At 44.6% G+C, this 14,704-nt stretch carries 15 protein-coding genes; 7 read left to right on the plus strand and 8 right to left on the minus strand.

What is annotated here, in order from left to right; translation table 11 throughout:
• Nucleotides 1-80: 80 nt before the first annotated feature.
• From FS628_RS27535 to FS628_RS33070, 5 genes are all read right to left on the minus strand, one after another.
• The gene (locus tag FS628_RS27535) at nucleotides 81-1,070 is read right to left on the minus strand and encodes a DUF4003 family protein (RefSeq protein WP_145326258.1); all 990 of its coding nucleotides are present in this window, start codon (nucleotides 1,068-1,070) and stop codon (nucleotides 81-83) included.
• A gap of 22 nt (nucleotides 1,071-1,092) precedes the next feature.
• Complete coding sequence (locus FS628_RS32100) at nucleotides 1,093-1,275, minus strand: hypothetical protein (protein WP_222125297.1); 183 nt, start codon at nucleotides 1,273-1,275, stop codon at nucleotides 1,093-1,095.
• Nucleotides 1,276-1,331: 56 nt separating this feature from the next.
• Nucleotides 1,332-1,544, minus strand: coding sequence for a hypothetical protein (locus tag FS628_RS27540; RefSeq protein ID WP_145326260.1), 213 nt, complete (start codon nucleotides 1,542-1,544; stop codon nucleotides 1,332-1,334).
• 164 nt (nucleotides 1,545-1,708) lie between these two features.
• Nucleotides 1,709-2,104 (minus strand): hypothetical protein, encoded by a 396-nt coding sequence (locus FS628_RS27545; RefSeq protein WP_145326262.1) that lies wholly within the window; start codon nucleotides 2,102-2,104, stop codon nucleotides 1,709-1,711.
• Between the two features lie 170 nt (nucleotides 2,105-2,274).
• Nucleotides 2,275-2,640 (minus strand): DUF6713 family protein, encoded by a 366-nt coding sequence (locus FS628_RS33070; protein WP_145326264.1) that lies wholly within the window; start codon nucleotides 2,638-2,640, stop codon nucleotides 2,275-2,277.
• Nucleotides 2,641-3,019: 379 nt separating this feature from the next.
• On the opposite strand from FS628_RS33070, the gene FS628_RS27555 reads away from it, so the two are divergent.
• The 4 genes from FS628_RS27555 to FS628_RS27570 all read left to right on the plus strand — a co-directional run bounded on the left by FS628_RS27555 (nucleotide 3,020) and on the right by FS628_RS27570 (nucleotide 7,338).
• Nucleotides 3,020-4,399, plus strand: a complete 1,380-nt coding sequence (locus FS628_RS27555; RefSeq protein ID WP_145326266.1) for an amino acid permease — start codon at nucleotides 3,020-3,022, stop codon at nucleotides 4,397-4,399.
• A gap of 248 nt (nucleotides 4,400-4,647) precedes the next feature.
• Nucleotides 4,648-5,067, plus strand: coding sequence for a hypothetical protein (locus tag FS628_RS27560; RefSeq protein WP_145326268.1), 420 nt, complete (start codon nucleotides 4,648-4,650; stop codon nucleotides 5,065-5,067).
• A 13-nt stretch (nucleotides 5,068-5,080) separates the two neighbouring features.
• The gene (locus tag FS628_RS27565) at nucleotides 5,081-5,428 is read left to right on the plus strand and encodes a hypothetical protein (protein ID WP_145326270.1); all 348 of its coding nucleotides are present in this window, start codon (nucleotides 5,081-5,083) and stop codon (nucleotides 5,426-5,428) included.
• A gap of 473 nt (nucleotides 5,429-5,901) precedes the next feature.
• Complete coding sequence (locus FS628_RS27570) at nucleotides 5,902-7,338, plus strand: alpha/beta hydrolase family protein (protein ID WP_260871220.1); 1,437 nt, start codon at nucleotides 5,902-5,904, stop codon at nucleotides 7,336-7,338.
• Nucleotides 7,339-7,364: 26 nt separating this feature from the next.
• Here the strand turns inward: FS628_RS27570 and FS628_RS27575 are convergent, their stop codons facing one another.
• Nucleotides 7,365-8,348 (minus strand): MerR family transcriptional regulator, encoded by a 984-nt coding sequence (locus FS628_RS27575; protein WP_186327995.1) that lies wholly within the window; start codon nucleotides 8,346-8,348, stop codon nucleotides 7,365-7,367.
• A 268-nt stretch (nucleotides 8,349-8,616) separates the two neighbouring features.
• Here FS628_RS27575 and FS628_RS27580 point away from each other — a divergent pair, with 268 nt between their 5' ends.
• Nucleotides 8,617-9,330, plus strand: coding sequence for an NPCBM/NEW2 domain-containing protein (locus FS628_RS27580; RefSeq protein WP_145326273.1), 714 nt, complete (start codon nucleotides 8,617-8,619; stop codon nucleotides 9,328-9,330).
• A gap of 117 nt (nucleotides 9,331-9,447) precedes the next feature.
• On the opposite strand, the gene FS628_RS27585 is transcribed toward FS628_RS27580, so the two are convergent.
• Nucleotides 9,448-10,143, minus strand: a complete 696-nt coding sequence (locus FS628_RS27585; protein ID WP_260871221.1) for a MerR family transcriptional regulator — start codon at nucleotides 10,141-10,143, stop codon at nucleotides 9,448-9,450.
• A 211-nt stretch (nucleotides 10,144-10,354) separates the two neighbouring features.
• Here FS628_RS27585 and FS628_RS27590 point away from each other — a divergent pair, with 211 nt between their 5' ends.
• Entirely contained in the window at nucleotides 10,355-11,257 is a 903-nt protein-coding gene (locus tag FS628_RS27590) for an SDR family oxidoreductase (RefSeq protein ID WP_145326274.1), read from the plus strand.
• Between the two features lie 124 nt (nucleotides 11,258-11,381).
• Here FS628_RS27590 and FS628_RS27595 read toward each other — a convergent pair whose 3' ends face one another.
• A complete protein-coding gene (locus FS628_RS27595; RefSeq protein WP_145326275.1) occupies nucleotides 11,382-13,904 on the minus strand; it encodes a transglutaminase domain-containing protein in 2,523 nt (840 codons plus the stop codon).
• A 302-nt stretch (nucleotides 13,905-14,206) separates the two neighbouring features.
• On the opposite strand from FS628_RS27595, the gene FS628_RS27600 reads away from it, so the two are divergent.
• A complete protein-coding gene (locus tag FS628_RS27600; RefSeq protein WP_145326276.1) occupies nucleotides 14,207-14,626 on the plus strand; it encodes an ester cyclase in 420 nt (139 codons plus the stop codon).
• Nucleotides 14,627-14,704: the final 78 nt, after the last annotated feature.

Below are 14,704 nucleotides of genomic sequence, written 5' to 3' on the forward strand. Positions count from 1 at the left end.
AATGCTTTAAGACCCTTCCGAGTGGACTTGAACTCGGGAGGGTCTTTTTCAACTCATATTGAAGGTAACATGGTCACTTGTTAGTTAGATGATGAAGAAGCGGCTGCAGCCGATGCTGCGGCAGCTGCTGCCATGGCGGCCTGCTGGGCGATAATAATATTTGTGATACTGGTTGAGATCGCCGAAGTAAGAACACCGTTTCGCAGATTCTCCACATATTGAATGGCTATCAACGCAGAGGAGAACAGGAGCAGCTCCTGTTTGTCGATCGACCAGCCACCGAAGCCCTTTTGAGTTCGTAACCAGTCCTGTGTTTCGACGATTTGATCCACTAATGAATCTCTGTCAGAAGGCAACAGGGAGAGTATTCCGAGAGAGGATAACGTGTACGTTTTGTCCATTCGGAGATTCCTTTTGCGAAAAGCTTCATTTAAAGCAATCACACGACCGCTTGCATCCGGGGTGTCATCTCCAAGAACCAACACCTGTGTTAACGCCTGCACGCTGTTTCTGGAGGAGAACTCCGGTTTTAATTCGCGGTAAAGTTGTTCCATGCGTACCACACCGGAATCCACGTCGAGATCGGAAATGGCTAACATGGCAGCAAAAATGTAGTCATCCTGTCCAGTAAGGAAACGATGCTCTGCTTTCATGCCGTCGTAAAATGATTTGGCCCGCTCCACCATATGCTGAAACTGGTCAGGTGACGCCTGAGTAGCAATCTGATAGGCAGCAATAACCAGATAGTCGGAGTTGCGGAATTTGATCTCTTTCATCAAGTCATAGACATGTAAGGTGTCTGCCAGCTTCGTGTCTTCATCCGTGGTAAGAGAGAGCATGGCAGCAATGCTAATGGCAGAATTACCTCTGAATGAAGAGAAGAGTTTCGTGTTTTGCTTAATCAACTCATGGCTCTGGCGAATGGCTTCCCCATCAACAACTTTATTCTCCGTTGCATAGAGCAAAGCGGCCAGACGGTGCATCATCGCATGTTGCCATTTGAACGACTTCTTCATAATCTGGGTGTTGGAAACGAATAATTCTAAGCGTTCCGCATGATGTTGTTGCATAGGCATACCTCCATGCTCATTATTATTTTGCAGATCCCGGTTTCATGATCAGATTACCTACACGCTGCAACATCACCTCTTCCAATGCCTTGAAGCTGCTGGATTCGGGGTGTAGCCTTATTTCTTCGATATTTTGATGCTCGTGGAGGGGGCCTAAACTGGATACAGGGGCAAAGTTGGCATCCATGATCTTTAAATGATGCAACTGTGCTACATATGTAATATCGGCCAGTTTCTTGGGAGCGATTAAGTGGATTTCTTCTACATCAGGAAAGGCTCGCCAAAAGTCAGGCTTTTCAGCTTCGTAAATTCCTTTAACGGCTCAAACGGTGTAATGGATTTGATATTTTGTAGGACCAGGGTCTCCAGATCATAGACCGTACCGGGAGAAGTAAACCATGTATACTTGAGATGACTCTCTATGTATGAAGCTGCTTCGTCTACGATGGCATATTTTGATTTGGCGTAATCCACGTTACTACCTCCTTTTAAAAAAATAGATATAATAGGTTATTGTATCTTCATTACCCTTTAATTCATGGTGTGTCACTTCCACAGACAAGAGAGTCTAGTTGTTGAATATAAAAAGACCGCTATTAGCGGTCGTAGGTTAGATTGATCAGTGATATAGGTCTGAACTAATTGAAAGAAATCGAGTAGGCTACGTTAGGGTATGCCGCCGTCGAACCTGGAACACGTTCTACTACAGTGATCAACGTTCCTGGGTTGTAGTAGGCTGAACCGCCGAAGTAAATGTTTTTGTTTACGATGGCTGTACCGAGGTCCAGTGTCGTATTATTGTAGCTCCAGTAATAGTGCAGTTGAAGGGTATTGGCTGCATTTGTTGTGACTTTCACGCTGGTCCCCGTCGTTTTGGCATTAGGAAGAATGTAGGCGTATCCTTGTCCGGCAGAGAGCGCATTGGAATAACTGCCACCATAGCTTACGATGGCGGGATTAGCGGAAGCGGTCAGGCTAAACAGAAGGGAGATACCTAGAATAAGTGCAAAAAATGTGCTAATGCGTTTTTTCATAGAATGCCCATCCTCTCAAAAATGAAGTGTTTTTATAGTTTAACTCGATGTAAACCAAAAACCTTTTCGAAACGGATTGGAGCCCCTCCTTATTCAATTTATGTTAGCGCTAACATTCCTAACGGCTATACTATATACCAATAAAATACAGATGTAAATAGTGGATCAGATTAGATCATCAGGAGTATCAAATGAATTAAAGCGATCATTCCCATAGGGTAGATCAACGATCTGGAGAAGCCATCCTTAAATTCATTTCGAGGATGCTTCTCGAAAAAGAAGTGCAACACGGTATGTATGATGAAAAAGATATCTATCACCCAAAATGTAATGGTCTGATACGAGCTAAAAAGTAGAGAAAGAATGATCGTGTACATAGGTAAATGAATCCAAGTGAAATACCTGTAGGCTTTATCATCTTCCATATCTTTTAACACCATAAACAATTTCCACTCGGATCGCCTGATGGCATCCATTTCGTGAAGCAGGAAGAGAGATAGATTAAATAAAAATAAGACTAGTAAAAAGTCAGGCATGTAGAGCCTCCCATTTTTCAATTTTATATAAGCAGGTCAATAGCGAACAAGTCACTTATGGTATTGCGACCCAAATATACAATACGTGAGTTGTCCTTTGGGGGTTCCTGCAACCTCCCTGTGGAGTCATGTATAAGAAAGTCTCTGTCACTTTGCTACACAACGCTGCCGTGAATTGTTGAATGAGCTGTCTGCCATATTCATTAAACGGTTATCCTATACCTATATGGTGTAGTGAATCCGCTTCCTTACATTCCTTGTTGTATTTCTGCGGCACATCTCGTACAATTTGGTGAAGTAATTCTGCATTGCGTTAATGTGAATGTTTAAATTAGAAAATTACATCAGGAAGCTGTACACAAGAAAAGGGGAGAATCGTTTGGAATCAAAGCAACTATCTAGAGGGCTAAAGCCCCGCCATGTAGAGCTGATTGCACTCGGAGGTACAATCGGCGTTGGTTTGTTCATGGGATCGGCGAGTACCATCAAATGGGCAGGTCCATCCGTGCTGCTGGCTTATTTACTGGCCGGTATCGTTATCTTTTTTGTCATGCGCATTATGGGGGAAATGTTGATTCAGGAGCCAGTCACGGGTTCGTTTGCTACATTTGCTCACAAATATATTAGTCCGCTTGCCGGATTCTTGACGGCCTGGAGCTATTGGTTCCTGTGGGTTACGGTCGGTATGGCGGAGGTTACGGCGATCGGAATCTATGTCGGGTATTGGTTCCCGGATATTCCACAGTGGTTGCCGGCCCTCGCTGGGGTGCTGATTATTGCAGCAGCGAATCTGGCGGCGGTGAAGTTCTATGGGGAATTTGAATTCTGGTTTGCAATGATTAAGGTGACTGCCATTGTGGCCATGATCGTGATCGGAACCGGGCTCATCTTCTTCGGTTGGGGGAATGGGGGGCAGGCGATTGGTCTGTCGAATCTGTTCAGCCATGGTGGCTTCTTTCCCGGAGGTCTCAAAGGTTTCCTCTTCGCGCTGTGTATTGTAACGGCTGCCTATCAAGGGGTGGAAATGGTCGGTATTACAGCAGGCGAAGCGGAGAATCCGAAATACACCCTGCGTAAAGCGATCAAAAACATTGTGTGGCGTATTCTTATTTTCTACGTGGGTGCCATATTCGTTATCGTAACCTTGTACCCTTGGAACGAAGTAGGAGAAACGGGCAGCCCGTTTGTACTTACTTTTGCCAAAGTCGGCATTGTTGCTGCAGCGGGAATCATCAACTTTGTGGTGCTCACGGCGGCCATGTCGGGATGCAACAGCGGGATCTACAGTGCGGGACGGATGTTATACACACTGGCGGAGAATGGACAGGCACCTGCCTTTTTCAAAAAGCTGTCCAAAGGCGGGGTCCCTCGCAACAGTATCGTCATTACGATCTCTTTGCTGCTGATTGGGGTTGTGCTGAACTATCTGATGCCAGACTCCAAGCTGTTCCTGTACATCTATAGCGCAAGTGTTCTACCGGGCATGGTTCCTTGGTTCGCGCTGGCGTTCAGTCAGTTCCGATTCAGAAAGCGTTGGGGCGACGAGATGGCGGATCATAACTTCAAGTCCAAATGGTTCCCGATCAGCAATTACATCATTATTGTGTATCTGATTCTCGTCATTATCGGTATGGCGTTTAACCCGGATACGCGCTTACCCCTGATTGTTGGAGCTACGTTCATGGCCATCGTGGTGGCTGGATATTTCGCATTTGGCATCGGAAAAAGACAACGGATAGATGGCGGCGAAGATCGCTAGTCTCGTATTCCAAAGTCAACTTATATTCTAATATTATACGTGCATTCCTTGAAACGATTGGAGAACCTGCGGGTGATTCAGCGTCATTCAGGGAGTGCATTTTATTTTATTTCGTAGAAAATGTCGTAATGCCCTTTTAATTTTAAAAAAAGAGTCGAAATCAGAACTTAATGGATTGAACAGCATGAAGGCTTACCTTATAATCAAGAGGATTGAAGAATTTGTAAATATACTGGGGGAGTACGCTAATGTTAGTAGGAAAAGGTGCAGTACGTGAAATGTCCAATGATATCGACAAGGTCATCAGAGAAATTGATCAGATTACACAATCCAAAATTGACCGTGTGGCGGATAAAATCGATTCTGAGTTGAACTCTTGTGGCCGTGAGCTTGCCAATGCAGCTACTACGCTCACTCAAATTAAGCCTTTGATTGACAGATTAGTCGCACAGGTTGGACAAGATGCCCCCGATCATGTACAGGTACTTGTGACATCCATTGCACAGGAAGTCATGTCCAAAGTTATCGCTACTACTGGCAACATCGATGAAGTTCAAAAAAATATCAAAGACGTGGACAAACTTACAAACGAAATTGATAATCTTACGGACGAGATTGACAAATTGACTGATAAAATTGACGAAATTACAGATAAATATCAGAAATAAGGAGGTTTGTTCTGTGAGTGATTACACACCACCTGTAGGTCAGCCCAATTACATATCTGGTGGATGGGGCAATAAACAAGCTAAAGAAACGGCTTTAAAAATAGACCATATTGCTGACAAAGCTAAATTTGGCATTGAGATGCTTGGAACAGGATTAAATGGTATAGATGCTATAGAAAAAGAATTAATTGAGATTTCACATGCATCTCAGCCTCCTACACAAGAACAGATTCGGTCCATGGCTCATCGTCTCGATGCACATCAGAAGCAGCTGCAAATGGCCTTAGATCGAATTAAAGATATGATGACGGATATAGAAAGAGAAACCGATGCGATCCAAAAGCCGCGTACATCATGGTAATTTAGAATAGTAGTTAATGGATTATGAATAAAAAGAGAGGGTGATTCCTCTCTTTTTTTATTTTCATTTTATTCCCGAAATTCATCCTTGAATCTCCTGTAACTGGAGGTTTTAAGATTGGCATTATAAAGATTGAACTAAACCCTATTTACACTTGCCACTTCGATGACAGAACAACCTTCTGATCGCTGTTATCCCCTGATTTTGTGAATCAATTTTCAAAGGTGAAAATCTGGGGATAAAGGCGAACGCATCCGCTTCTTCAGGTTATTTCTGTCCTCTACGTTCTCGTGTAAATGTTTAGTTCAATTTTATATGAGAGCTGCCGCAAATAGAATCATTCCAATTCTTTCCGCGGCAGAAAGGGAGGCTTTAAGCATATGAGGACAATAGAATGGATTTATCTTATTTTCAACCTGCTTATATTCGTGGGGGGAATTGGGATTGGGAGACAGAATCATAAGTTTCGGATAATGGCATGGGGTGGGTTCGCCATATCGGGTGTGTTGTTAATCATCCATAGTGTGGTGGAAGGACTACGTTGGCCGATGATTCCAGCGTATCTGCTCACGTTGGTTCCACTGGCAGTGTTATTTACAAAAGCAAGACGCCAGCAACAGTCAGGTGCAACCTCGCTGAACAGCAAAGGTTCCCTGGTATCTGCTTCGACATCGCCTGTGGCGGGGAAATTCGGACGTGTTCGAATCATTACAACGTCTCTGCTAGTTTTGGTATACGCTGTTGTAAGCATTGGCTTGCCGCTGCTGTTCCCGGTGTTTTCGTTTGCCAAGCCAGCAGGTCCCTATGGAATTGGAACGGTATCCTACGACTGGACAGATAGCAGCCGGGAGGAACTTCTGACGAGTAACAGCGGAGAGAAACGGGAGCTGATGGTACAGATCTGGTATCCAACGAATCCAGACGCAGAGGGCCAAGCAGCCCATTATGTTAATAAGCCGGAGATCTACGGGACAGCCTTCAATGAAGTGCTGAAGCTACCAAAGCTTTTATTTTCCAGTCTGAGTCAGGTTAGAACGCATGCGATACAGGAAGCTCAATTATCTGATGCCGAAGCCGAGTACCCGGTTGTTCTTTTCTCTCATGGTCTGCATGGGTATGAAAATCAGAATACGTTCCAGGTCGAGCAGCTGGTCAGTCAAGGTTACATTGTCGTAGGCATCAATCACACGTATAGCAGTCTGGTGTCTGTATTCCCGGATGGGCGTGTGGCGCAGTTTGAATCCGAAGGGAAAGAAGGCTTTGAGCAGCTGCAGTTCAGTTACATGGACAAGTTGAATGAGACATGGGTGAAGGATGCACAGTTTGTACTGGATGAGGTGGAGAAGTTGGCTGAGGGAGACCCAAGTGGACGCTTTACCGGACATATGGATTTGGACAACATCGGCATGTTTGGGCATTCATTTGGCGGAGCAACGACAGTACAGATGTTAATGGATGATCCGCGTGTGAAGGCAGGCATGAATATGGACGGCGTATTGTTTGGCGAGAAGCGTATTCCTGCCGAAGGTGTAGGCAAGCCATTTCTCATGATGAGTGCAGACTCAACCGTTGCAGGGACAAGTGTCATGAGTGACGAAGAAATTGCTGCGATGGGCACAACTCGTCCGGAAGCCGAGAAGTACTATGAGGAAGTGTACGATCGCTATGAACCGGTAACCGCAGGAGGGAACTACTGGATGGAGCTGACTAACACCAAACATCTGAGTTTCTCGGATCTCTACCTGATCTCTCCACTGCTCGAATGGACGCAGGGTGTAGATGCGCGGGGGACACAACAGTTGGTCAACGATACGACGATTGATTTCTTCAACCACTACTTGAAAGGGCAACCGCTCCATATGGACAAGGAAGTGGGAGAGCACGAATTCTATTCGTTAAAAAAAGGCTAAACATAAAAATGGAAGGAGACTGAGGTTCAGTCTTCTTCCATTTGTTGTAATCGTAACTGCATGCCTTCCTGCAACAGGTTAATGCCATCTACAATCTGGCTCCATTCAGGATTCATCACCTTGCACAGTTTGTTAAAACGCAGAATGCGATCCGTCACGGAGTCCAGCATATATTGAGCCTGTTTGCGAAAAAATACTTCAGGTGCTTCCGCATGCTCGACACTTGCATACATCAACACAAAGTCCCACACCATGCTTTGCACAGCAGGGCTATCGCTGGCCCAACGTTTGTCCAGCGCTTCGGCAGTGCGAATGCGAATTGCTTCCATTTTCTTCACCCAGACGTCTGCTTCGACTTGTGGCTGATTCGCCATAATGAAGAACGGAACCTCCAGCCGAGCCAGATCTGCCCAATAGGCAGGATCATTGATCAGTTCCTGGATTTCCTTCCAGGCCAGTGTCTGCTGAGCTGTCAGTTTCGTATCTTTCATCATGTATTTATCGAAAAAGTGCAGGAACGAAACTCTCCAATCCTGCGGAATGCTGTCCAGTAGATGAGATTCGTCCACCTTGGCAGCAACGAATTGTTTTCGACTGCTCGCATGGGCCGTTAGGGATTCAACCAGACTGGAGATATAGGTGAGAGACTGATCCGAGTGCAGTGAAGTTTCTTCTTCATGCTGCTTCGCTTGTTGCAAAATGGAGAGCATGGAATTCATCGTGCCGATCTGGGTTTCCAAGGCTTCAATCTGCAGATCCAGCGCCTGTGCTACTGCCAGTTCACCAGACATGAGCTTTCGAATATCCGGTATGCTGAAATTCAGATAACGAAGCGTTGTAATGAGTTCAAGTTGCCATAGGTCTTGTGTTGTATAGAGTCGATGCCCGCCTTCCGTATGACTGGAGGGTTGTAAGAGTTCAATCTCATCGTAATAACGGATCGTTTTCACCGTGGAGCCGATCAGTTTGGCTGCTTCACCGATGGAATAGGGTTCTTTGTTTGCATTCAACGAGATCACCTCATGTTCTATTATACAATCTCCAGTTAGGGGAGATTCAATGTTAGACGGTTGTCAGGGAATCTGGGTAGCTTAGTTTAAATAACGCCCAACTCGGTTACAAAGGAAAGCATTTACGCAAATTTAATTCACAACAAATAAAAAAGACAGGGAGACGAGCGTGCCGTTATAGTAAAAATAAAGAGGATCGGATATGATTAAGTAGGTAAATTAGAGAGTTATACATAATTTACCTATATTAAAGAAAAGAGGGACTTATATGAGTTTAATGAAAAAGATGAAGTACGGTGTAACTGGTTTTACTCTTGGAGCCGTTTTTTTTGGTGGAATTGCTTTTGGAGCTACAACAAAGATTGAAGTTAGCTTGGATCAGATCAAGTTTATTGTAGATAATGTAGACAAGACACCTTTAAATGGAAAATTCAATAACAATGGCACTAGTGTTCCAGCATCGCTTTCTTACAGCGGAACAACTTACGTACCTTTGAAAATGGTTGGGAACATGGTAGGCAAAGAGGTTGCTTGGGAAGGAAAAACAAAATCGGTCCTGATTGGAGATGTAGTCGGAGAACAAAAGTCTTTAACCGACTTGCCACCGTTAAAGGTATCCTCAGGAGAAATTAAAACTAATGCAAGGATGGAAGTTAAAGGTACAAGGTATACTAATGGAATTAGTACACTTGTATCGGCCTATGATCCTGGCGTGCTGTCACAAAGTTACAATTTAAATGGACAATACAAGCAGTTTAATTTTGGGTATGCTTCAATTGGCACAGGTGGATCGCTTGGTCAAATATCAGTCTATGGAGATGGAGAAGAGTTATGGACCGGAAATGCTGTAACAGGCGTTGGTTTGAATGAGGCTTCTGTTTCCGTCAAAGGAGTACAGGAATTAGAAATCAGATTTGAGAATCAAAAAGACGAGTATACATATACAGACATAGCTATTATAAATCCCGTCTTGATCAAATAAGTTCGAACAGCATAAGGGGCTTAGACTAGCGGGACTAAGAAGGCCAAAAACGCTGCCTTAGATCCGCTATAAGCCCTTGATTGTTACTCAGCCACGGAGCGAAGGTCAAAATCAAATTCACAAAAAAGAACCGGCAAGCCGGTTCTTTTTTTGTGAATTTCTTTGCGTCGACGATTCTACGTGTCGCTGTCTTCTCCTGTAATTTTCAGATCCGCTTTCGACCGACCCGCTGCCTTCAGAAAAACACGTAGAAACTGGATCAGCAAGCGAGTCGGTGACGAAAGTTTCTCGTTGAAAATTACATACGAAGATAGCAATACATGCTAGATCGGTGCGCAAAGAAAATATGTTCAAAGGATTTCGCTCAGATCGCTTGAGCTGCCGAGAGCGGCGCCTAAAGTTAGACGAGCAAGCCTGAAAGGCAAACCCAAAACTGGAGAGAAGGCTAAGCCACAAAGAGTGCAGTGAAGTTTCTTCTTCATGCTGCTTCGCTTGTTGCAAAATGGAGAGCATGGAATTCATCGTGCCGATCTGGGTTTCCAAGGCTTCAATCTGCAGATCCAGCGCCTGTGCTACTGCCAGTTCACCGGACATGAGCTTTCGAATATCCGGTATGCTGAAATTCAGATAACGAAGCGTTGTAATGAGTTCAAGTTGCCATAGGTCTTGTGTTGTATAGAGTCGATGCCCGCCTTCCGTATGACTGGAGGGTTGTAAGAGTTCAATCTCATCGTAATAACGGATCGTTTTCACCGTGGAGCCGATTAGTTTGGCTGCTTCACCGATGGAATAGGGTTCTTTGTTTGCATTCAACGAGATCACCTCATGTTCTATTATACAACCTCCAGTTAGAGGAGATTCAATCCCGGAATAGTTGCCAAGGAAATGTAGCAGGTCCAGTTTAAATTCCACCCATCTCGGTTACAAAGGAAAGAGTGCAACTTTTACGCAAATTAAATTCACAACAAATAAAAATATGTTTATGCGATGGGTATCGTGTAAATAAACGAGGAGGAAATTGAACATGGCGAATCAAGACCAGCACACCATGCAAGATCCAACGACCCAATATCCGAAGGCTACACCAGAGTGGAAACAGCAACAGGATGAGCCGGGACTCCAGCGTGAGATGACTCCTGTTCCTGATGCGGGTGAGAAAAGTTATAAAGGAAGTGGACGTCTAACAGGACGCAAAGCGGTTGTGACCGGAGCCGACAGCGGAATTGGTCGGGCGGCAGCGATTGCTTTTGCCCGTGAAGGTGCAGATGTTGTTCTGGCTTATCTGCCAGAAGAGGAAGCAGATGCGCAGGAAGTCGTTAAGCTGATTGAGGAAGCTGGGCGTAAAGCGATCAAAATGCCAGGCGACCTGAAGGATGAGAAATACTGCGAGAAACTCATTGAATCTGCGGTAAAAGAGCTTGGCGGGATTGATATCCTTGCTAACGTGGCGGGTAAGCAGCAGTATGTGGAGCAGATTGCGGATCTGACCACCGAGCAATTCGATGCGACGTTCAAAACGAATGTCTATTCCATGTTCTGGCTCTGCAAAGCAGCTGTAAAACACATGAAGCCGGGCAGCTCCATTATCAACACGTCTTCCATTCAAGCGTATAGTCCTTCCCCAATCCTCTTGGATTATGCTACTACGAAGGCGTCGATCAATACGTTCAGCAAAGCATTGGCTCAACAGGTGGGTAGCAAAGGAATTCGTGTCAACGTTGTTGCTCCAGGTCCAGTTTGGACACCGCTTCAGGTTGTGGGTGGACAACCAGTTGAGAAGCTGGCTGAGTTTGGCTCCAATACACCACTTGGCCGTGCAGGACAACCTGCTGAGATGGCTCCAGCCTTTGTGTTCCTAGCGAGCCAGGAATCCAGCTATGTGAGCGGCGAGACACTGAATGCTAACGGCGGTACAGTTAGTCCGTAAACGACGAATATAAAATGCCTATGGATCATGACCAGCGATTATAGGCCAGTTAAACAAAGAACTCCATTCCCGATAAAGGTGAATGGAGTTCTTTGTTTTTATAGTATTTTTTATGATTATGGGTTTACTTCTGATCCGGTTTCGGTTCCAAAATGGCATAACTGCCGAGTGTGGCTAATTGTGCTGTATTCAGAAGGGCTTCATCCACTGCAGCAAGGGCTTCGCCGGCAGCTGTCATCAACTCGTCGGAGTCAACAGGTGAAGCGAAACGGAGAATGACCCGGTTCTCTCCTTTTTTGAGTTCAGTCTCAGCTTTAGTTTTGTACTCATTCATGGATGCGACTTCGAGATCATTCTGCACATAATAATCATTGGCATCACTCTCGCCATTGAACAGCGCGAGCTCGGAATCAAGCCAGTAATCCTTATCCGCTATCGTTTTCTGACTTGCAGCAGTCTCATCGTTGGCATTGTACAGGAAGTATGGGATGCCGGAGTTCGTCAGGTTGTTGGTGGCATCTACATGGAACCATTCGTTCCCGATTTTGACCTTGTTCCATGCATGTGGAACGCCGCTCGAAGCTCCCGTTACGACGATGCTTTCCAGTCCCGAGAGATCGGAGAGCAATTTGTAGACGGAGGCATAGCTGGCACATACGCCAACACCTTTGACCAGAATACCGTATGTGGTAAACGAGTCATTGAACTGCGGATCGACATTTTTGAAGTTGTTCTGCTCGGCATTTTCCAGCGCTGCATCATCATACTTCGCGTTATCGTTCAGATAATCGTAGATGGCTTTTCGTTTCTCGTCTTCGTTCATACCATCTTTGATGATAGAAGCCACGACTTCGTTCGCTTTGGCAATAATCTCATCCTGTTTCTTCTGGATACCACTAGCCGATTCATTGTAATGAATCGTAAGGGTAAGCGTACCATAGTTGTATTCGAAACCTTCCACACCAAGAATCAATGGATTCTGGTACATCACTTTCAGGACAACATCCGAGAGTGTCGTGAAATTTTGAGCTTCGGGGAAAGCTTTTAACGAAATTTTATCTTGTGCCGCAATCATGTTTTTGGCTAAAACTTCTTCCAATGCGGAATCTGCATTGATCATTGCATCGCCTGTAGCAGGCTGTGGCACGGTTTCCTGATTACCTTGTTCTACATTTTGCTGTGTATTGGACTTCTGTTCGTCTACCAGGTTGTCTTCTTCAGCTTCGGGAGCTGGAGCAGGTGTTTCATTGGAAGCTTCTTCAGAAGCCATATCTGAAGAATTATCAGAAGTATCATCGAAAGCCTCAGTAGATAGAGGATTAGTTGCATCTTCTGACGTTCCAGTATCGGTTGTAGACTCTGTAGTTGGAGTTTCCGAAGCCGGTGCTTCTTCTGTTTCCGTTGCAGACTCAGGTGCATCATGATTGTTGATGATTGTTGGCACGTCAGGTGCAGGAACGTAAGGTGTGTCATTCTTCGGTTCCACCAGTCCGTTGCTGGAATCGGCTACGGTTTGCTGAGCAAGTTTGTCCAGGTCTGCTTGGGTCACATTTTCTACGCGTACGTAACTTTTCAGAGCTGTTCCTTTAACGTGAAAAGGAATATTCGTTTCATTGAACTCTGAAATCTCTACGCTTTTGGTATCATAGACAATGGTTTCACGGGATAATGAACCGTCATTGTACTCAACTGTTGTTTTCTGAGGAAGTACATCTATATTCTTTAATTTCTCCCTATACAATTGTTCTTTCAAAGCTGTTGGCAACTGGGAAGCAAGCGGAGCTGTAGGGACACCTCTGCTAAAATTGGATTCTTTGCCTCCACCAATTGCAGTGACGTAATATTCTCCTCGTATACCATGGTTCTGAGTGGTAGTTATCATTTCATTATAAGTGCCTAGCCCGCCTTTTCCGTCTCTCAAAAAATCATTGAAAGACGTCTCTGTCGTTACCGCAATATCTAAAGGTAGACTATTGCTGAAAGCGTCCTCTGCGCCAGTTAGAGGTACATTTGTATCGAAGTTGGTTAGGTCAGAACGTTTATAAATTTTATATTCGGTTGCACCCTCAACCTTGTCCCAGACTAACTTTAACCGTCTGTCTTTATCAATCTCGTATCTTAGGTTGGGTACAGGTAACTCCGATTTCACCGTAAACGGAATAATGATGGGTTGATCGAGCAACGTCATGTTCTCTGCGTCAGGATCATAATTCAGACGAATGTAATAAATGGGGGCACCACCCCAAGAACTTTGACCCCTGTTCATCATGGAATCTGAACTTAAAACGCCCCATCCAAGAGGTCTAATAGAAATACTATTGTCATGAATATCTGATAATAAAGGTACTTCGCTTGCTTTGAGTGCTTTAATATCGGTATGTACGGATATGGTATCTCCCAGGGACCAATTAGATTTTCCTAAATCTGCTTTAAACTTGAACGTAAATTCTTCATCCTGAGCTACGTTGTACATCGGCATGATCGCTTGTTCCGATTCAGAGCCGTATTTCTGCTTCAAACTTAAAATGGTAGAACCCTCTACTACTTCTGTAGGATTATTCTCGGACGGACTGCTTTCCTGCTCATTACTCTGGCATCCAGCCAGTAACAGGGTGAACGCAAACATAATGAAAAATAGACGTTTCATGATACACCGCTTTCTTGTTTTTCTGAGTTGCTCTAATGCCACGCTTCTACACCCGAAAGATTATCAGATATGGTTAAAACCCATACTCGAACCTCTTAACGGTCAAACCTCCTATTAATTTCCTGATATCCTTTGCTAGTTTATGGTCATATTGACTCATTGTCAAGGTGAGAGGATAGGGTTTAAGTCCTGTAGAACAATAGAACAGTTGTAATTCCGTAGCGTGTGTTCCATGTTAAAATTTAAAAGTTACTACATATTTATATATATAACAGAATAATTTGAGGAGGCTGGGGTGGCGTATGACAGCAGAACAGATTGTCAGAATCTTTTTTGAAGAGGTCCGATCAGGCCGAAATCCGGATTATGCAAGCAGCGTGATGGCGGAACAGGTACTGGCTCATCAAGTGATATCTGAAGAAGAGGTCACGGTGACCCGAACACCTTCCGATTATGCAGATCATGTGCGAGAAATGATCGAAGCTTACGGGGAGTTTTCACTCGAAATTCAGGAGTTGCTGACGCAAGGCGATAAAGTCTATGTGCGCTGGAGACAATCCGGTACCCATGTTGGTGATGTGGACGGATTCAGTCCAACCAACCTCCCGGTGATTGAAATTGCGAGTGCGGTATACCGAGTGGAAAACGAACGAATTGCAGAGTATTGGATACAGATCGACAGGTTGGGCATCGAGAAACAATTGGAACGTAATCGGAGCTGAGTTTCTCAGCTCTTTTTTAGTTTTCAGTTCTTTGTAAGCGTTCCCGTGTTATAATGGACAAAGTTGTATACAAGTTAT

Source organism: Paenibacillus xylanexedens (assembly GCF_007676705.1).
GTDB lineage: Bacteria > Bacillota > Bacilli > Paenibacillales > Paenibacillaceae > Paenibacillus > Paenibacillus xylanexedens_C.

Coding starts and splice junctions, on each gene's coding strand:
- FS628_RS27545 (WP_145326262.1), bottom strand. CDS start 2,104: ATGAAAAAACGCATTAGCACATTTTTTGCACTTATTCTAGGTATCTCC.
- FS628_RS27535 (WP_145326258.1), bottom strand. CDS start 1,070: ATGCAACAACATCATGCGGAACGCTTAGAATTATTCGTTTCCAACACC.
- FS628_RS27600 (WP_145326276.1), top strand. CDS start 14,207: ATGACAGCAGAACAGATTGTCAGAATCTTTTTTGAAGAGGTCCGATCA.
- FS628_RS33070 (WP_145326264.1), bottom strand. CDS start 2,640: ATGCCTGACTTTTTACTAGTCTTATTTTTATTTAATCTATCTCTCTTC.
- FS628_RS27595 (WP_145326275.1), bottom strand. CDS start 13,904: ATGAAACGTCTATTTTTCATTATGTTTGCGTTCACCCTGTTACTGGCT.
- FS628_RS27570 (WP_260871220.1), top strand. CDS start 5,902: ATGGCATGGGGTGGGTTCGCCATATCGGGTGTGTTGTTAATCATCCAT.
- FS628_RS27590 (WP_145326274.1), top strand. CDS start 10,355: ATGGCGAATCAAGACCAGCACACCATGCAAGATCCAACGACCCAATAT.
- FS628_RS27560 (WP_145326268.1), top strand. CDS start 4,648: ATGTTAGTAGGAAAAGGTGCAGTACGTGAAATGTCCAATGATATCGAC.
- FS628_RS27580 (WP_145326273.1), top strand. CDS start 8,617: ATGAGTTTAATGAAAAAGATGAAGTACGGTGTAACTGGTTTTACTCTT.